The 18672-nt window shown below is 66.7% G+C and carries 17 protein-coding genes; 11 read left to right on the top strand and 6 right to left on the bottom strand.

The genetic code is table 11. The annotated features are described in order from the left end of the window. The first annotated feature begins 9 nt into the window (after positions 1-9). The 5 genes from P0M04_RS11665 to folK are packed head-to-tail and all read left to right on the top strand — an operon-like array spanning position 10 to position 4331. Positions 10-1092 (top strand): AI-2E family transporter, encoded by a 1083-nt coding sequence (locus P0M04_RS11665; protein WP_259450643.1) that lies wholly within the window; start codon positions 10-12, stop codon positions 1090-1092. Positions 1093-1125: 33 nt separating this feature from the next. Continuing rightward, on the top strand, positions 1126-1818 hold the full coding sequence (gene hda, locus P0M04_RS11660; RefSeq protein WP_259450642.1) for a DnaA regulatory inactivator Hda: 693 nt from the start codon (positions 1126-1128) through the stop codon (positions 1816-1818). Continuing rightward, a complete protein-coding gene (locus P0M04_RS11655) occupies positions 1815-2489 on the top strand; it encodes a histidinol-phosphatase (protein WP_259450641.1) in 675 nt (224 codons plus the stop codon). Before hda ends, P0M04_RS11655 begins: the two co-directional genes overlap by 4 nt. Further along, positions 2482-3858 carry a polynucleotide adenylyltransferase PcnB gene (gene pcnB, locus P0M04_RS11650; protein WP_259450640.1) on the top strand — a complete coding sequence of 459 codons (1377 nt, stop codon included), beginning with the start codon at positions 2482-2484 and terminating at the stop codon, positions 3856-3858. The genes P0M04_RS11655 and pcnB overlap by 8 nt, the downstream gene beginning before the upstream one ends. Beyond that, the gene (gene folK / locus P0M04_RS11645; protein ID WP_259450639.1) at positions 3855-4331 is read left to right on the top strand and encodes a 2-amino-4-hydroxy-6-hydroxymethyldihydropteridine diphosphokinase; all 477 of its coding nucleotides are present in this window, start codon (positions 3855-3857) and stop codon (positions 4329-4331) included. Before pcnB ends, folK begins: the two co-directional genes overlap by 4 nt. On the opposite strand, the gene P0M04_RS11640 is transcribed toward folK, so the two are convergent. Further along, positions 4328-5545 (bottom strand): anion transporter, encoded by a 1218-nt coding sequence (locus tag P0M04_RS11640; RefSeq protein WP_259450638.1) that lies wholly within the window; start codon positions 5543-5545, stop codon positions 4328-4330. The two genes, folK and P0M04_RS11640, sit on opposite strands and share 4 nt — an antisense overlap. 139 nt (positions 5546-5684) lie before the next feature. Between P0M04_RS11640 and panB the strand changes: the two genes are divergently transcribed. Together panB and thpR are read left to right on the top strand one after the other, a co-directional pair. Beyond that, positions 5685-6521 (top strand): 3-methyl-2-oxobutanoate hydroxymethyltransferase, encoded by an 837-nt coding sequence (gene panB, locus P0M04_RS11635; RefSeq protein WP_259450637.1) that lies wholly within the window; start codon positions 5685-5687, stop codon positions 6519-6521. A 4-nt stretch (positions 6522-6525) separates the two neighbouring features. Further along, positions 6526-7041, top strand: coding sequence for an RNA 2',3'-cyclic phosphodiesterase (gene thpR, locus P0M04_RS11630; RefSeq protein WP_259450636.1), 516 nt, complete (start codon positions 6526-6528; stop codon positions 7039-7041). Here the strand turns inward: thpR and P0M04_RS11625 are convergent. Then, entirely contained in the window at positions 7031-8197 is a 1167-nt protein-coding gene (locus P0M04_RS11625; RefSeq protein ID WP_259450635.1) for an MFS transporter, read from the bottom strand. The genes thpR and P0M04_RS11625 overlap by 11 nt on opposite strands. Beyond that, the gene (locus tag P0M04_RS11620) at positions 8194-8973 is read right to left on the bottom strand and encodes a DeoR/GlpR family DNA-binding transcription regulator (protein WP_259450634.1); all 780 of its coding nucleotides are present in this window, start codon (positions 8971-8973) and stop codon (positions 8194-8196) included. Before P0M04_RS11620 ends, P0M04_RS11625 begins: the two co-directional genes overlap by 4 nt. 150 nt (positions 8974-9123) lie before the next feature. Here P0M04_RS11620 and P0M04_RS11615 point away from each other — a divergent pair, with 150 nt between their 5' ends. Beyond that, positions 9124-10692, top strand: coding sequence for a response regulator (locus tag P0M04_RS11615; protein ID WP_259450633.1), 1569 nt, complete (start codon positions 9124-9126; stop codon positions 10690-10692). On the opposite strand, the gene P0M04_RS11610 is transcribed toward P0M04_RS11615, so the two are convergent. After that, the gene (locus tag P0M04_RS11610; protein ID WP_259450632.1) at positions 10693-12039 is read right to left on the bottom strand and encodes a glutamine synthetase family protein; all 1347 of its coding nucleotides are present in this window, start codon (positions 12037-12039) and stop codon (positions 10693-10695) included. A 177-nt stretch (positions 12040-12216) separates the two neighbouring features. Here P0M04_RS11610 and P0M04_RS11605 point away from each other — a divergent pair, with 177 nt between their 5' ends. Beyond that, positions 12217-13278, top strand: a complete 1062-nt coding sequence (locus tag P0M04_RS11605; protein ID WP_259450631.1) for a sensor histidine kinase — start codon at positions 12217-12219, stop codon at positions 13276-13278. Further along, positions 13275-14027 (top strand): LytR/AlgR family response regulator transcription factor, encoded by a 753-nt coding sequence (locus tag P0M04_RS11600; protein ID WP_259450630.1) that lies wholly within the window; start codon positions 13275-13277, stop codon positions 14025-14027. The genes P0M04_RS11605 and P0M04_RS11600 overlap by 4 nt, the downstream gene beginning before the upstream one ends. Before the next feature lie 121 nt (positions 14028-14148). On the opposite strand, the gene P0M04_RS11595 is transcribed toward P0M04_RS11600, so the two are convergent. Beyond that, the gene (locus P0M04_RS11595; protein ID WP_259450629.1) at positions 14149-15633 is read right to left on the bottom strand and encodes an aldehyde dehydrogenase; all 1485 of its coding nucleotides are present in this window, start codon (positions 15631-15633) and stop codon (positions 14149-14151) included. A gap of 136 nt (positions 15634-15769) precedes the next feature. On the opposite strand from P0M04_RS11595, the gene P0M04_RS11590 reads away from it, so the two are divergent. Then, positions 15770-17227, top strand: coding sequence for a high affinity choline transporter 1 (locus P0M04_RS11590; protein WP_259450628.1), 1458 nt, complete (start codon positions 15770-15772; stop codon positions 17225-17227). Position 17228: 1 nt separating this feature from the next. On the opposite strand, the gene P0M04_RS11585 is transcribed toward P0M04_RS11590, so the two are convergent. Further along, positions 17229-18668, bottom strand: coding sequence for an aspartate aminotransferase family protein (locus P0M04_RS11585; RefSeq protein WP_259450627.1), 1440 nt, complete (start codon positions 18666-18668; stop codon positions 17229-17231). Between the last annotated feature and the right edge of the window lie 4 nt (positions 18669-18672).

Raw genomic sequence — 18672 nt, 5'->3', positions numbered from 1 at the left:
AACAACTACATGCCTTTTTCCCTCAGCCCGGAGCAAAAACAGTCGGCGTTTTGGTTGGCAGTCTGGCTGGCTTGCGGTCTGCTGCTGTACGCCCTCGGGCCCATCCTCACCCCGTTCATCGCCGCCGCCATCCTCGCCTACGCCCTGAACGGCGCCGTCGACCGGCTCGAACGCACGCGCCTCGGCAAGTTCCATTTGCCGCGCTCGCTCGCCGTCGTCGTCGTGATCGTCGCGTTCCTGGCGGCCGTCACCGCCCTCGTGCTGATCGTCGTGCCGGTGCTGCGCACGGAATTGCCGCTGCTGCAGGCCCAGATCCCGGACGCGCTGGCCCGCGTCGACACCATCCTGTCGCCCCGTCTCGCGCAGCTGGGCATCCACATCAAGCTGGACGGCAGCAGCCTGCGCACCATCCTCACGCAGCAGATCATGACGTCCAGCGACGAGATCTGGACCACCGTGCTCGCGTCCGCGCGCGTGGGCGGCAGCGCCCTGCTCGGCTGGATTGCGACGGCGATCCTGATCCCCGTCGTGCTGTTCTACCTGCTGCTGGACTGGCACCGCCTGCTGCTGCAGCTGGAAAACGCCGTGCCGCGCCGCTGGGTGCGCCAGACGGTGGGCATGGCCCAGGAAGTCAACGCGCTGCTGGCCCAGTACCTGCGCGGCCAGCTGCTCGTGATGCTCGTGCTGGCCCTGTACTACTCGGCGGCGCTGGCGCTGGCGGGCTTCGAGGTGGCGCTGCCGGTCGGTATCCTGACGGGGTTGCTCGTCTTCATCCCTTATCTCGGCTACGGCCTGGGGCTCGTGCTGGCGCTGACGGCCGCCATCCTGCAGTTTTCCGACTGGAGCGGCGTGATCGCCGTCGCGGTGATCTATGGCGCGGGCCAGGTGATCGAAGGGTTTTTCCTCACCCCGCGTCTCGTGGGCGAGCGCATCGGCCTGAATCCGCTGGCCGTAATCTTCGCCCTGCTCGCCTTCGGCCAGCTGTTCGGCTTCGTGGGCGTGCTGCTGGCGCTGCCGGCGTCGGCCGTGCTGATGGTGGCATTCCGTCACTTGAAACGCCACTATCTGCGCAGCAGCTTTTATAATGCCTAGTTCATACGCACACGACAGGATGAGAACCGAGCCATGAAACAGCTGGTGCTCGATTTGGGCGCCGAGCCGGCGCAAAGCCTCGACACCTTCCAGATAGGGGAAAATGCCGAAATGGCGCATTTGATGCACCAGTTCGCCCAGCGCGCATCGCGCGAGCATTTCTGCTACCTGTGGGGAGAAACGGGCGCCGGCAAGACGCATTTGCTGCAGGGCCTCGCCGCCACCGATGGCGCGCGCTACATCGCAGCCACTGCCGGTGCGGACGACTTCGTATTGACACCGGACGTGAGCCTGTACCTCGTCGACGACGTCGACCAGCTCTCGCCCGAGCGCCAGATCGACGCCTTCGCCCTGTTCAACCAGGTGCGCGAACATGGCGCCTACATGGTCTGCACGGGGCCGGTGCCGCCGGCCGTGCTCCCGGTGCGCGAAGACCTGCGGACGCGCATGGGCTGGGGTCTCGTGTACCAGATCCACGGCCTGTCCGACGACCAGAAGATCGCCGCGCTCACGCAGGCCGCCGAGGCCCGCGGTTTGACGCTGTCCGCCAGCGTGTTACCCTATCTGCTGTCCCATTTCAAGCGCGACATGCGCTCCCTGTCGACCATGCTGGATGCGCTCGACCAGTATTCGCTCGAGACCCAGCGTCCGGTCACGGTACCGCTGCTGCGCGATCTCTTGCTTCAGGGCAATCCCGGCAGTCCACACTCCGAACCAAAAGAATGAACGACCTCGCGCTGTTTGACCTCGACCACACCCTCCTGCCGATCGATTCCGACTACGAATGGGGACAGTTCCTCGTCCGTGAGAACGTCGTCGACGCGGCCGAACACCAGCGCCGCAACGACGCCTTCTTCGCGCAGTACAACGCCGGCACGCTCGATCCGGTCGAATACCTCGAATTCGCCCTCGGCACGCTGGCCCGCTTCGACCCGGCCCACTTGAAGGACCTGCAGGCGCAATACATGCGCGACGTGGTCAAGCCGGCGATCCGCCCGAAGGCGCTCGACCTCGTGCGCAAGCACCAGGACGCGGGCGACCTCGTGGCGATCATCACCGCGACCAACGCGTTCGTCACCGCGCCGATCGCACAGGAATTCGGCGTCGAGCACCTGATCGCCGCGCGTCCCGAGCTGGACGGGCGCGGCCACCCGACCGGCAAGCTGGCCGGCACGCCCACGCAGGGCCACGGTAAAGTGACGCACATGCACGCCTGGCTGGACGGCCTGGGCCGCCCGTTCGACAGTTTCAAACGCAGCTGGTTCTACAGCGATTCGCACAATGACATCCCGCTGCTGTCGGTCGTCTCCCACCCGGTCGCGACCAATCCGAGCGAGAAACTGAGCCAACACGCCACCGCCCTCGGCTGGACTTCACTGCATCTCTTCAATGATTAAAAAATTCATCCGCAAAATCCTGGGCGTCAAAGACGAGCGCGACCCGACCGAACCCGTCATCCTCGGGCCCGAGCAGCACGGCATCGATCCGAAGCTCGTGTCGAACAACGCGGTGCGCGTCACGCAGACCTTGCAGGAAGCCGGCTTCAAGGCGTTCGTCGTCGGCGGCGCCGTGCGCGACCTGCTGCTGGGCGTGAAGCCGAAAGACTTCGACATCGCCACCGACGCGACGCCCGAGGAAGTGAAAAAGCTGTTCCGCCGCGCCTTCATCATCGGCCGCCGCTTCCAGATCGTGCACGTGATGTTCGGCCAGGACCTGCTGGAGGTGACCACGTTCCGCGGCAAGGGCAGCGACAACGCGCCGAAGGACGAGCATGGCCGCGTCCTGCGCGACAATAACTTCGGTCCGCAGCACGAAGACGCCGAGCGCCGCGACTTCACGATCAACGCCATGTACTACGACCCGGCCACGCAGTCGGTGCTCGACTACCACGGCGGCATCGAAGACATCCGCGCCAAGGTCCTGCGCATCATCGGGCAGCCGGAAGCACGCTACCGCGAAGACCCGGTCCGCATGCTGCGCGTCGTGCGTTTCGCGGCCAAGCTGCAGTTCACCATCGAGCCCGCGACCCGCGCGCCGATCCCCGTGATGGCCCCGCTGATCAACAACGTGCCGGCCGCGCGCGTGTTCGACGAAATGCTCAAGCTCCTGATGAGCGGCCACGCGCTGGCCTGCCTGAAGGAGCTGCGCTCGTCCGGCCTGCACCACGGCCTGCTGCCGCTGCTGGACGTCGTGCTGGAACAGCCGATCGGCATGAAATTCGTGACGCTGGCCCTCGAATCCACCGATACGCGTGTCAAAGCCGGCAAGGGCGTGTCGCCGGGCTTCCTGTTCGCGTCGCTGCTGTGGCACCAGGTGCTGGAAAAGTGGAACGCCTACCGCGCGGCCGGCGAAGCGCCGATCCCCGCCCTGCACCTGGCGGCGGACGACGTCCTCGACAACCAGACGGACAACCTCGCCCTGCAGCGCCGCATCGCCACCGACATGCGCGACATCTGGGCCATGCAGCCGCGCTTCGAGCGCCGCACCGGCAAGACGCCTTATAAACTGCTCGAGCATCCGCGCTTCCGCGCCGGCTTCGACTTCCTGCTGCTGCGCTGCGAATCGGGCGAGCTCGATGCGGAGATCGGCAACTGGTGGGCGACGTTCTACGCCGGCGACATCGCCGAGCGCGAACGCCTGATCAATTCGACGCGCGACACGCCATCCTCCAGCCAGAAGAAACGCCCGCGCCGCCGCGGTCCGCGCCGCGCCGAGGGTGAAGGCGGGGCACCGGTAGACACACCGCAGGCGGCGAGCGGCGAATGATCGCCTGGGTCGGCATCGGCGCCAACCTCGGTGACGCGCGCGCAAACGTGCTCGATGCGCTCGAGCGCCTGGCGCGCCTGCCCGGTGCGCGGCTCGTGCAGACGTCGTCGCTGTACCGCACGGCCCCCATCGATTCGTCGGGCGACGACTACGTCAACGCCGTAGCAATGCTCGACACCGACCTCGATGCGCACGCCCTGCTGCAGGCGCTGTTCGCCATCGAACAGGCGCACGGCCGTGAACGCCCCTACCGCAACGCGCCGCGCACGCTGGATCTCGACCTGCTCCTCTACGGCGATGAGATCATCGACGATGCGCCGACCTTGATCGTCCCTCACCCCCGCATGCACGAGCGCGCGTTCGTGCTCGCGCCCCTCGCCGAAGTGGCACCCGATCTCGTCATCCCCGGCCGCGGTGCCGTGAGCGCCCTGCTCGCAACGGTCGGCGACCAGGGCATCGCCCGCCTCGCTTAAAACCGCAGCGCCAGGTACACGCCGGAAACGGCCAGGGTCATCAACGTGACCGGCACGCCCACGCGCGCGTGGCGCTTCCAGTCGATGACGATGCCGCGCCGTGCCGCCGCATCGACGACGATGATGTTCGCGATACTCCCCACGATCAGCAGGTTGCCCGCCAGGGTGCTGACCAGTGCCAGCATCACGCCGCCCAGCGGGTGGTGCACGACGGGCATCAGGAGCATCACGGCGGGCACGTTGGACACGAGATTGGACAGCACGAACGTGGCGGCGAACAGCGTTCCCGGCTCATCGAGCCCCACGCCGAGCGACGCGAGCCAGGCGATCGCCTGCGCCGTGAATCCCGTGCTCTGGAAGGCGGCGTTCACGACGAACAGGCTCATGAACAGCACCAGCAATTCCCAGTCGACGAGGCCCAGCATGTTCTGCGAACGGAGCTGGCGGCTCATCAACAGGATGCCCGCGCCGATCAGCGCCATGTGCTCGCGGGGCCACGGCGCGACGAGGAAGGCCACCAGCAGCGCGCCCGCGATCAGCAGGCCCTTGGTCGTCTGCCACGCATCGAAAGGGACCGTTGCGGCCCGGGGTTCCACGACGGCTGCCTTTTCTTCCCAACGTCCCTTCGTCTGCCACGTGATCAGCACCCAGCATGCGGCGAGGCCCAGTGCAACCGGGAGGATCGCATCGAGGAAGTAGCCGTCGAACGACAGCCGCATCGTCTGGCCAATCAGCATGTTCTGCGGATTGCCGATCAGCGTCGCGGCGGAGCCGATGTTGGAGGCGCACGCGAGCGCCAGCAGATACGGGACCGGCGCGAGCTGGCGCTGGCGGCAGGCGTCGACGAGCAGCGGCGCCATCGCGAGGCAGACGATGTCGTTGCTGAAGACGGCCGACAGCGCTGCGGAGACGCCAATCAGCACGCCCAGCAGGCTGGCGGGACTCAGCGCCAGGCCGGCCAGTTTTTGCGTGACCCAGTCGTAGAATCCCCCGAGGCGCATCTGTGCCGACACGACCATGAAGGCGAACAGCAGGGCCATCGTCGGCAAATGGATCGAGGCCACTGCCTGCTCCAGGCTCAGCGCGTTGATGCTGATGAGCGCGATCGCGCCGAGCAGCGCGACGCCGGTCCGGTCGAGGCGCAGGAACGGCAGGCCGCCGAGAATCATGCCAAGATAGACGATGAGGAAGATGATGAGGATGGTCGTGGCCATTGGCGGGCAGCGTTTTCGGGTAAGATCGCGCATCTTAACAAACGATACCGGGCACGCCTGTGACCGCATGCCTGCCCGGACGCGTGGCACGCCGGGGCGATCCTCCGGCACGGCTTATTTTGATTTGCAAAGGAATACTATGAGCGCTTATCTGGGCGGCACCTCGACGAACGAAGCACCGGCACGCAAGGCCGTGACCTTGCCCGCGCTGCTGGCGATGCGCGCATCCGGCGAGAAGATCGCCATGCTCACCTGCTACGACGCCAGCTTCGCGTCGCTGATGGACCGCTGCGGCGTGGACATCCTGCTGATCGGCGATTCGCTGGGCATGGTGTGCGCCGGCTACGACTCCACGCTGCCCGTGACGGTGGCCGACGTGGCCTACCACACGGCATCTGTCGTACGCGGCCGCAAGAACGCGTTCGTGCTGGCCGACCTGCCCTTCGGCACCTACGGCACCCTGCAGCAGGCCTACGACAGCTGCGCCGCGCTGATGCGCGCGGGCGCCCAGATGATCAAGATCGAGGGCGGCGCCTGGCTCGCCGAGACCGTGCGCTTCCTGACCGAGCGCGGCATCCCCGTCTGCGCGCACATCGGCCTCACGCCGCAATTCGTCCACCAGCTGGGCGGCTACCGCGTGCAGGGCAAGACCGACGAAGGCGCGGAACAGCTCAAGCGCGACGCGCTGGCGCTGCAGGAGGCCGGCGCGGCGATGGTGCTGCTGGAAGCCGTGCCCGCGGCACTGGGCAAGGAAGTGACGGGCATCCTGCAGGTGCCGACGATCGGCATCGGCGCGGGTCCGGACTGCTCCGGCCAGGTGCTCGTGATGCACGACCTGCTGGGCGTCTTCCCGGGCCGCAAGGCGCGCTTCGTGAAGAACTTCATGGAAGGCCAGACGAGCATCGACGCGGCCGTGCAGGCCTATGTCGCCGCCGTGAAGGACGGCAGCTTCCCGGCGCCGGAACACTGCTTCTGATGCCATGAGCGCGCAAGGGGACACCACCCGCCTCTTCCTGGCCCTGTGGCCGGATGATGCCGTGCGTGACCAGTTGCGCGCGTGGCGCGACGCGTGGACGTGGCCGCGCGGCGCGGCGCCCGTCCACACCGACAAGCTGCACGTGACCCTGCACTTCCTCGGCAACCAGCCCACCGCGCGGCTGCCCGAATTCCTGGACGGCTTCCAGGTGCCCTTCGAACCGTTCGACCTGCAGTTCGGCCGCCCCACGCTGCAGCGCAGCGGCATCGCGTGGATCGAGCCGCTCGGCGAACCGCAGGCGCTGCTGGACCTGCATGCGCGCCTGTCCGATGCCTTATTGGCGCTGGGCCTCACGCCGGAAGCCCGCGCCTATCGCCCGCACGTGACGATGGCACGGCGCGCGAACGGGGCGGTCATTTCCGCCGCCGGTCCCGCGATCGACTGGGCGATCATGCACTACGCACTGGTCGCATCGCACGCCCGCAGCTACACCGTATTACGGGAATACGTTACGGCCTGACGCGACGCGCATTCGCCGCGATCACGATCCCCGACAACGACAGGATGCCCAGCGCCATGGCGATATTCGTGTGCGCCGCGATCGCCCCGAGCAGCGGCGGCGCCATCAGCAGGCCCGCGTAACCGAGCGTGGCGACGGTCGCGAGGCCGCCGCCCGCCGACATTCCCGGCATGCGCGCGGCCGCCGCGAAGATCAGCGGCACGACGTTCGCCGCGGCGAGGCCGATCAGCGCGAGGCCCAGTGCCGACAGCCAGAACTGCGTACTGACCACGGCCAGCATCAGGCCCGCGAACATGCCGAGACCACCGACGATCATCACACGCAGCGGTCCGAAACGCAGCACGAGCCGGTCGCCCGCGAACCGGCACGCGGCCATCGTCACCGAGAACGCCGAGTAGCCGAGGGCCGCGGTCGCCGCGTCGACCTGCGTGCGCTCCTTCAGCAGCAGCGCGCTCCAGTCCACGAGCGCGCCCTCGATGGCGAAGCACAGCAGGGCCAATAAACCAAGGAACAGCGCGGGCCCGCGCGGCAGCGCGAAATGGCTCGCATGCGGTGCCGGCGGCACGGCCAGCAAACGCCCGCCGCACGCCAGCACGGCCGCGAAGATGGCGGCGCTGACCATCAGCGCGCCGCGGCCGTCGCCGAGGCCCGCGCCGATCAGCAGGCCGCCGAGCGCCGCGCCAATCAGGCCACCGAGGCTGTAGAAGCCATGGAACGACGACATCGTCGGAATGCCGCGCGCCGCCTCGACCTCGCTGGCGTTGGCGTTCATCGCCACGTCCAGCACGCCGTTGCTGGCGCCGAACACGTACGCCGCAAGGAACAGCGGCACGAGGCCGCCCACGTTCATCAGCACGGCGCTCATGAGCGCGAACAGCAGGCCGCTGCCGACGACGACGGCGCGCGTGCCCCAGCGTCCCGCCATCCAGCCGGACAGCGGCATCGCGGAGATCGCGCCGCCCGCGATGGTGAGCAGCAGGAAGCCGAGCACGCCCGTGTCGATGCCGGCGCGTGCCTGCACGAGCGGCACGTGCGCGGCCCACACGCCGATGCCGGCGCCGTTCAGCAAAAAGATCGTGGAGACGGACCAGCGCGCGGCATTCAGGCCGACGGCAGGGGCACGTTCGAGGGATTTGGTATCGTCGATGCGGCTCATGCGCGGCTCCTTGCGGCCAGTACGATGTCGGGTGCGCGCTCGCCCTTGCGCAGGCGTGCGACGACGCTGGGCGCCGCATCCGCTTCCAGCACGAGGCGGTCGATGTCCGCCAGCGGCGCGATCGGGAACGGCGCCGGCGCTTCCAGCCGCTCGTTCAGCGCGGCGACGACGCGCCGGCTGCCCGCGGCCAGGATGGCCTGCTTGAGGATGGCTTCCTCGGGGTCGCTCGCGCCCAGGCCACGCTCGGCCTCGACGCTGCACACGCCTACGACCGCAACGTCCACGCGCAGGCGCTGGATCTCGGCCAGCGTCTGCGCGCCCATCACGGCGCCGACGTGGGCGGAATACACACCGCCCAGCAGCACGACGCGCGTTCTGCGCAGGTGGCCCAGGCCCAGCGCGATCTGCGGACTGTTGGTGATGATGGTCGCGGCCCGGCCGTCTTCCAGCTGGCGCGCGAACGCAAGATTCGTCGTGCCGGCATCGACGAGGACCGTGTCGCCCGGCTGCACGCTGTCGGCCAGCGCACGCGCGAGCATCTCCTTGCGCGCTTCGTCGGCGTCAAGCCGCTGGCCGAAGCTGGGCACCGGCTGCGTGCGCCGCATCGCGCCACCGTGCACGCGGCGCAGCAGGCCCGCCGCGTCCAGGTCGCGCAAATCCCGCCGGATCGTGTCTTCCGATGTGTTGAACCGCTGCGCCAGTTCGGCCGCCAGCACCTTGCCCTGCTGCTCGACCGTGTCGACGATGTGTTGCCGTCGTTCTTCCGCCAATTGCATGTGTTTCTCCTAGAATGCACGCACTGTACACGTTTACGCACGAACCTGCAAGAATCAATACAAACATGCACATTCATGCATATCAGCGACCTGATGGTTGGTTCGCGCTGCAATCGTTGCTACACTCGCGGCATTCATTATTAGAAAAATATGCACAAGTCCGCCGCCATCCTGATCGTCGACGACTATCTCCTGATCCGCACCGCGGTGCGCCAGGTCCTGACGGAACTCGGCTTTTCCAACGTGTTCCAGGCCGAGAACGGCAAGACCGCGCAAGACCTCATGCGCAAGCAGCCGATCGACATCGTCATCGGCGACTGGGGCATGCCGGTGATGAGCGGCCTGGACCTGCTGCACTGGATGCGCCGCGACGCGCGCTATGCGAAGACGCCGTTCATGATGCTGACGGCCGAAGCGAATCCGGCCTCCGTGCGCAGCGCGCTGCAGGCCGGCGTCAACGCCTACATGATCAAGCCGTTCACCGTGCACAGCTTCGCCAGCAAGTTCATGGCGATGATCGGCACGGTGCAAGAGTCCGAGCCCGCTCCGGAGCCCGTGCCCCGCCCCGACAGCGCCCCGCCGCCGGTGCTGAAGCCGACGCCCGTCCAGGCCGACGTCATCGGCCTGCAGGCGCCGCTGGCCGAGCGCCTGAAACGCTGCACGGTGCTGATCGTGGACGACGTCCCGACCAATATCGAGGTGCTGGCCGGCGCGCTGAAGGACGAGTATGCGATCAAGGTGGCGATCAGCGGCCGCAAGGCGCTGGAGATCGCGGGCGCCTTCCCCATCGACCTGATCCTGCTCGACATCATGATGCCGGTGATGGACGGCTTCGAGACGTGCCGCCATTTGAAATCCGACCCCAGGACGGCGCACATCCCGGTCATCTTCCTGTCCGCGAAGGATGCCGTCGACGACATCGTGGGCGGCCTGCGCCTGGGCGCGGTCGACTACGTGTCGAAGCCGGCCGATCCGACGATCCTGAAGGCACGCATCGCCACGCACCTCGCCCTGTCCACGGCGATGGGCGACCTGAAGCGCCAGAACGAACTGCTGATCGAGAACGCGCACCTGCGCGAAGACGTGGAGCGCATGACGCGCCACGACCTCAAGAGCCCCATCGCCGTCACCCTGCACGCGAGCCAGGCGCTGCTCGCCGGCGACCTGCCGGATCCACAGCGCGACCATGCGCACATGATCGAGATGGCCGCCAACCACGCGCTCGACATGATCAACCGCACGCTCGACATCCACAAGATGGAAAAAGGCGAGTACCAGCCGGCGCTGCAGCCGTTCGACCTGGGCGCCCTGCTGTCGCGCGTCGCGCAGCAGACCGAGCTCGCGTTCACGGACCGCCGCATCGCGATCCGCTTCGCCGCGCCGGGCGACACCGTCTGCCTGGGCGAATCGCTGCTGTGCTATTCGATGTTCTCGAACGCCTTCAAGAACGCGGCCGAGGCGGCGCCGCCGGGCGGCACGATCAAGGTCGACGTGGCGCCGGGCCCCGGCAGCCTTCATGTCGTGATCGACAACGAGGGCGAAGTCCCGCTCACCATGCGCGGCCGCTTCTTCGACAAGTACGCGACGGCCGGCAAGCAGGGCGGCATCGGTCTCGGCACGTATTCGATCCGCCTGATGGCCGAAGTGCAAGGCGGCGACGCCACCATGGAGACCGGCGACGGACATACGCGGCTGACGATCACCCTGCCGTGCGTGTGATCACACCAGCAACATCAGGTGTTCTCTCTCCCATGAACTGATCACGCGCGAAAACGTCGCGAACTCCAGTTCCTTCACTTCGCAGAACGCCTGCACGAACAAGGGCCCCAGCATGTCGGCCAGCGCCGGGCACCCGCGCAGCTGCAGGATCGCATCCTCGAGGTTGCGCGGCAGGTCGCCGTGGATGTGTTCCGCGCTCTCGGGCGTCGGCGCCGACGGCTCCAGCCCTTCGACCATGCCGAGCAAGCCGCAGGCGAGCGTGGCCGCCATCGCGAGATAAGGATTCACATCCACGCCCGGCACGCGGTTTTCCACGCGGCGGCTGGCCGGGTTCGAGTTCGGGATGCGGATGCCGCACGTGCGGTTGTCGTAGCCCCAGTGCACGTTCATCGGCGCCGACTGGAAGCGCGACAGGCGCCGGTAGGAATTCACGTGCGGCGCGAACAGCAGGGTCGCCGCCGGCACGTAGCGTTCGAGCCCGCCGATGAAGTGGCGGAACAGCACGCTTTCCGAACCGTCCTCGTTGGAAAAGATGTTGCGGCCGTCCGCGTCGACGATGCTCTGGTGCACGTGCATGGCGCTGCCCGGCTCCGTCTCCATCGGCTTGGCCATGAATGTGGCAAAGATGCCGTGGCGCAGCGCCGTTTCCCGCACGGCCCGCTTGAACAGGAACACGCGGTCGGCCAGTTCCAGCGCGTCCCCATGCGTAAAATTAATTTCCATCTGGCCGGCGCCGGCCTCGTGGATCAGCGTCTCGACCCCGAGCTCGTGCTGCTTGCAGAACGCCGACAATTCCAGGAAGAATGGATCGAAGTCGTTGACGGCATCGATCGAATAGGATTGCCGGCCCTGCTCCGTGAAGCCGCTGCGGCCCGTCGGCGGGCTCAGCGGCTCGTGCGGATTCGTCGTGCGTGCGACGAGGTAAAACTCCATTTCCGGCGCCACGACGGGTCGCCAGCCCCGTTCGGCGTACAGGCCCAGCACGCGGCGCAGCACGGAGCGCGGGGCCAGGTCGACCTGGGTGCCGTCGAAGTTCGTGCAATCGTGGATCACGAGCGCCACGCGCTCCGTGGCCCAGGGCACGACGCGGATCGTGGCAGGGTCGGGGACACAGACCATGTCGGGATCGATGGAGCCGACATACGGCGTGTTGTTCGGCTGTTCGCCGTGGACCGTGTTCAGCAGTACGCTCTTCGGCAGCCGCATGTGCTCGCCCGCCAGGAACAGGTCTTTCGGAAGGATCTTGCCGCGGGCAATGCCCGTCATATCGGCGATGACGCACTCGACTTCGTGGATATTGTGTTCGCGCAGAAAATCGCGCATCGGATTATGCGCTTCGGAATCCATCACGCTCTCGCTTGACTCGATGCGGGTCAATATAGCATCGGCGATTTTTAGGCCGCGCGCGGGTCGGACTGTCCCGTTTCCTCAATTCGTTGCCGCGATACCGCACTTCGCGTCAAGGACATCGCGCCCGCCGCCGTCCTGCGTCATACTTTCTGCATGGAACAGCTGACGACGACCATGAAGACGCCGACCGCCCGCATGTGGCGCAACTACGCCTGCGGCTGGCTCGCGTACATGCTGCTGCTCGCGGTGGTGCTGCGGCTCGCCGACCCCAGCCAGCAAGGCTACGGCTGGCGCGGCCTGGTCCCGATGCTGTGGATCGTGCCGCAGGCCCTCGTGCTGGCCCTGCACTGGCCGCTCAGCGGGTGGATGGAGCGAAGGAACACCTCGTTCGCGACGCGATGCCTGATCCACGGCGTGGGTGCGCCGGCCTATGGCATTCTCTCGTACGCCCTGCCTGCGCTGATCTATGGCGCGACGCAGCCGTTGTCGTTCTACGTCTGGCCAGTGCTGTACGCGATGATGAGCTACGGCGTCATCGCGACGACGTTCCACATGATCCGCGCCAACGATGCCCGCCGCCGCCAGGAAGTCGCGGTGCAGCAGGCGCACGCGCTCCTCGTCGCGACGGAGCTGAACGCGCTGCGCAGCAAGCTCAATCCGCACTTCCTGTTCAACACGCTGCACTCGATCATCGCCCTGACCCGCAAGGACCCGAACGCCGCCGAGACCGCGCTGTTCCAGTTCTCCGACATGCTGCGCTACGTGCTGGACACGGAAAAGACGGGCAACGACCGCGTGACGCTGGACGACGAACTGCGCTTCGTGCGCGACTACCTGGAACTGGAAAGCCTGCGCCTCGGATCGCGCCTGCACGTCGACTGGGAACTGGACGACGCCGCCTCCAGCCACCTGCTGCCCGCGCTGTCGCTGCAGCCGCTCGTCGAGAACAGCATCAAGCACGCCTTCAATCCGCACAGCCGGCCGGGCCGGATGCTGATCCGCACGCGCCTCGATGCGCGCACGGGCAAGCTCGTGCTGTCCGTCGGCGACGACGGCCCCGGCGCCGACATCGGCCGCGTGCGCGCGTCGAACGGCCTGGGCCTGCGCACCGTCGAGCGCCGCCTGCAACTGGAATACGGCACCGACGAGGGCCTCGCCATCGAGACGGCACCGGGCGCCGGCTTCGTCGTCACGATGGCCATTCCCCTGCCCGCCAACGACAAGGAATTCACATGAATGCCCGGACCGTGTTCATCGCCGAGGACGAACCGCTCGCGCGCGACGTCCTGCGCGACTTCATCTACGCCCATGCGGGCCTGCGCCTCGTGGGCGAAGCGGCGGACGGCGCCAGCGCGCTCGCGCAGATCGACCGCATCCGCCCCGACATCGTCTTCATGGACATCCAGATGCCCGAGATGACGGGCCTGGACGTGCTGCGCCGCCTGGCCGTCGTGCCGGACATCGTGTTCACGACCGCGTACGACCAGTACGCCGTCACCGCGTTCGAACTGAATGCCGTCGACTACCTGCTCAAACCGTTCACGCGTGCCCGCTTCGACGCGGCCGTCGCGCGCCTGCTGGAGATGCCGGGATCGTCCGTCCCCGCGCGCGACCTCGTCGACGGCGCGCTCGCGCAGGCGGTGCAGCATGCGCCGGCACGCATCGAACGCATCCTCGTGCGCGACCGCGGCCGCATCTTTCCGCTGTCCGTGAACGAGATCGCCTACCTGAAGGCGGATGCGAAATACACGGCGATCGCCGCGCGCGGCCACACCTTCCTCGTGCGCATCGGGATCTCGGAACTGGAAGCGCAACTGGACCCGGGCCGCTTCATCCGCATCCACCGCTCGGCGCTCGTGAACCTCGACTTCGTCGACTCCATGCGCGCGGACGACCAATCGCAGCTCGAGATCACGATGCGCGATGGCGCCGTGCTGACGGCGAGCCGGGAGGCGTCGAAGGTGCTGCGGGAGATGGCGATTTAAAACGTCGCCTGCGCACATGAAACGTCGTCCCCGCAGAGGCGGGGACCCAATTTCGCGTACATGGCCACGCAAAAAACTTGGGCCCCTGCCTGCGCAGGGGCGACGGTTTTGCATGTAGCTGTCAAATTTGAATCCACGTGGTTTTCAGTTCCGTGTACTTGTCGAACGCATGCAGCGACTTGTCCCGCCCATTGCCCGACTGTTTATACCCGCCGAACGGCACCGTGATGTCGTCGTTGTCGTACTGGTTCACATGCACGGTGCCCGCGCGCAGCTTGCGTGACGTGCGGATTGCCTTGCTCATGTCGGACGTCCACACGGCCGCCGCCAGGCCGTACGGCGTCGCATTCGCCTGGCGCACGGCCTCGTCAAGGTCCGTGAACGACAGCACGGACAGCACGGGCCCGAAGATTTCCTCGCGCGCGATGCGCATCGTCGCGTCCACGTCGTCGAACAGCGTGGGTTCGATGTACAGGCCGCCCGTCTCCGCGCGCGCCGCGTTGCCGCCCGCGAGCAGGCGCGCGCCGGCCGCCTTGCCGTCTTCGATGAAGCCCAGCACGGTCTTCATCTGGATCGAATCGACGATGGCGCCCATCACGGTGGATTCGTCGAGCGGGTCGCCCGGCGCATACTGCGGGATCAAGGCGAGGGCCTTGTCGAGGAAGGCTTCGCGGATCGACTCTTCGACGAACAGCCGCGACGGCGCGTTGCAGCTTTCGCCCTGGTTGAAATAGATGGAACCGATGGCGCCCGCCACTGCCGCGTCGAGGTCGGGACAGTCCGCGCACACGATGTTGGCGGACTTGCCGCCCAGTTCCGTCCACGCGCGTTTCAGGTTCGACTGCCCCGCCATCTGCAGGATCTGCTTACCCACGCGCGTGGAACCGGTAAAACCGATGCAGTCGACGTCCATGTGCAGCGCGAGCGCTTTGCCTGCCTCGTCGCCGTAGCCGGGCAGCACGTTGAATACGCCTTCCGGCACGCCCGCCTCCAGCGCCAGCTCGGCCAGCCGCAGAGAGCTCAAAGGCGCCTTTTCCGACGGCTTCAGCACGACACTGTTACCGGCGGCGAGTGCCGGCCCGATCTTCCACGCAGCCATCAGCATCGGATAATTCCACGGGATGATGGCGGCGACGACGCCGACCGGTTCGCGCGTGATCAGCGCCAGGCTGTCCTGCGGGCTCGGCGCGACCTGGTCGTAGATCTTGTCGATGGCCTCGCCGTACCAGCGGATGCAGTTCTGGGCGAGCCGCACGTCCACGCTCTTGCTGTAGCGGATGGGCTTGCCCATGTCGAGGGTTTCCAGCAGGGCCAGTTCGTCCTCGTGCGCGAGCATCAGGTCGGCGAAGCGGATCAGGGTGCGCTTGCGCTCGGCGGGGGCCTTGCCGGCCCAGCGGCCATCCTCGAAGGCGGCGCGGGCGCTGGCGACGGCGGCATCGACGTCGGCCGCATCGCAGCGGGCCACGTCGCCCAATTTACGGCCGTCGATGGGAGAAATATTGTCGAAACGGGCGCCGGAGAGCGCGTCGGCACGCCGGCCTCCGATGACGGCGCGGCCGTCGATTTGCACCCTTTTGGAACGCTCATGCCAGCTTTGCGTGGTCATAATGACTCCGTGCAGATTACAACGTGTTGTCAGGCCGATACTAGCAAACAAAATCGATCCAAATGCCGATTTCTGCCGCTATAATCGCGAATTTTTCCCACCCGCATTTTCTATTCCGCGCCCGGAGCACACCGATATGAACACCATTCTGATTACGTCCGTTGTGCTCTACCTGCTCGGTACGCTCGGCCTGGGCGTCTGGGCCGGCACGCGGATCAAGAACACGTCCGACTTCGCCGTCGCCGGCCGCAGCCTGCCCCTGATCATGGTCATCACGACGACGTTCGCGACCTGGTTCGGCGCCGAAACCGTGATGGGCATCCCGGCGAAATTCGTGCAGGGCGGCCTGGGCGCGCTGGTGGAAGACCCGTTCGGCGCCGGCACCTGCCTGATCCTCGTCGGCCTGTTCTTCGCCGCCCGCCTCTATAAACTGAACCTGCTGACGATCGGCGACTACTACCGCGCCCGCTACGGCAAGGGCATCGAAGTCTTTTGCTCGGCCGCCATCATCCTGTCCTACCTCGGCTGGGTGGCGGCGCAGATCACGGCGCTTGGCCTCGTGTTCTCCGTGCTGACGGGCGGCGCGATGTCGGAGACGGCCGGCATGATCGTCGGCACGCTCGCCGTGCTGATCTATGTCGTCATCGGCGGCTTCCTGGCCGTCGCCATCACCGACTTCATCCAGATGATCGTGCTCGTGGTCGGCCTGTCCATCATCGCCGTGTTCTCGGCGAAACTGGCCGGCGGCACCGGTGCCGTCATCGACATGGCCCACAACGCGAACCTGTGGCACTTCCTGCCGGAAGCAAAATTCACCGACATCGCCTTCTTCGTCGGTTCGGCCGTGACGATGATGCTGGGCTCGATCCCGCAACAGGACGTGTACCAGCGCGTGATGTCCGCCAAGAACGCCCCCACCGCCCGCGCGGGTGCCGTGATCGGCGGCGCGAGCTACATCATCTTCGCGTTCGTGCCGATGTTCGTCGTCGCGTGCGCCGTGATCGTGATGGGCAATGATGCGATGGAACTGGCCAAGAGCGATTACCAGCGCGTGCTGCCCACGTTCGTGATGACGAAGATGCCGCTGATCATGCAGATCCTGTTCTTTGGCGCCCTGCTGTCCGCCATCAAGAGCACGTCGTCGGCCACCCTGCTGGCCCCGTCGACGAGCTTCACGGAAAACATCCTGAAAAACCTGCGCCCGGGCATGAACGACCGCCAGCAACTGCTCGCGATGCGCATCACCATCGTCGTGTTCGCCTCGCTCGTGCTGGCCTACGCCATCGCGATGAAGGGCACGTCGATCTACGACCTCGTGTCGTCCGCGTACCAGGTGACCCTCGTCGGCGCCTTCGTGCCGCTCGTTACCGGCCTGTACTGGAAGCGCGCGACGACGCAGGGCGCGATCCTGTCGCTGGTCGCCGGCATCGCCACGTGGATCGTGTTCTTCCCGCAGATCTCGCCGCTGGGCGAAGTCTTCCCGGGCCAGCTGGCGGGCCTGCTGGCGGCGTTTGCCGGCATGTTCATCGGTTCGCTGGCGCCGCAGGTGCTCAAGAACCGGCACGAGCCGCACAAGACGGCGGTCAGCGCTTAACTTAATCCATCCAGCCGCGACCCACGACGTCCGCCAGCGTCAGGTCGAGGCAATCCCGTATCCGCGCCACCATCTCGTCGATCTGCGCACAGGTCATCACGAGCGGTGGCGCGACGATCATCCGGTCCCCGACGGCGCGCATGATGACGCCGTTGTCGAACATGTGCTGCCGGCACACCATGCCCACCGCCAGGTCGCGCGCGAACGGTTCGCAGTCGTGCAGCGTCGCGGCCTTGCGTCGCACGAGGTTCAGTCCGGCCGCCATGCCGATGCTCTCGGCGTGTCCGACGAGCGGGTGCTCGGCCAGGCGGGCGAACGCGGCTTTCAAATGCGGCCCCGTCTCGCGTGCGACCTTGTCGACCAGTTTTTCCTCTTCGACGATGCGCAGGTTCTCCAGCGCCGCCGCGCAGGCGACGGGGTGGCCGGAATAGGTAAAACCGTGGTTGAAATCGCCGCCGCGCTCGATCAGCGCGCGCGCCACCCGTTCGCCGACCAGCACCCCGCCCAGCGGCACGTAGCCTGACGTAACGCCTTTCGCGAACGGGATCAGATCCGGCCGCGTGCCCATGCGCTCGCAGCCGAACCACGTGCCCAGCCTGCCGAAGCCGCAGATGACCTCGTCCGAGATGAGCAGGATGCCGTACTTGTCGCAGATGCGCTGGATTTGCGGCCAGTATGTCTGCGGCGGGATGACGACCCCGCCCGCGCCCTGCACCGGTTCGCCGATGAACGCCGCGACCTTCTCCGGTCCCAGTTCCAAAATCTTCTGTTCGAGCCAGTCGGCCGCCAGCAGCCCGAATTCCGCTTCCGAGAGGCCGCGGCCATGCTCGGCGAAATTCGGTTGCTCGATGTGGTGGATGTGCGGGATCGGCAGCGCGCCCTGGGCGTGCATGGCCGCCATGCCGCCCAGCGACGCCCCGGCGATCGTGCTGCCGTGGTAGGCGTTGCGGCGGCTGATGACGATCTGCCGCTCCGGCTGCCCCATCAACTGCCAGTAGCGCCAGACCATGCGCAGCGCCGTGTCGTTGGCTTCCGAACCGGAACTGGTGAAAAACACGTGCTCGAAGCCGGGCGGTGCCAGGCCCGCCAGCTTTTCCGCCAGCTTCACGGCCGGCACGTTCGTCGTGTTGAAGAAGCTGTTGTAGAACGGCAGAACATCCATCTGCCGCGCGACGGCTTGCGTGATGGACGTGCGGCCATAGCCCACGTTCACGCACCACAGGCCGGACATGCCGTCGATGGTTTTATTGCCGTCCGAATCCCATAAATAAACGCCCTCGCCGCGCACCATCACGCGCGCGCCCTTCGTGCTCAGGGCGCCGTGGTCGGTGAACGGGTGCAGGAAGTGGGCGCTGTCGAGCTGTTGCAAAGTCCGGGTGTCATGGTCCTCACGGACCGGCGCGCGCAGGCCTGCCTCGAATGCCATGGTGTCGAAAGTCATGATG

The organism is Telluria mixta (assembly GCF_029223865.1).
GTDB lineage: Bacteria > Pseudomonadota > Gammaproteobacteria > Burkholderiales > Burkholderiaceae_D > Telluria > Telluria mixta.
The sequence above is the reverse complement of the archived record's forward strand: the minus strand, read 5'-3'. Positions and strand labels throughout refer to the sequence as shown.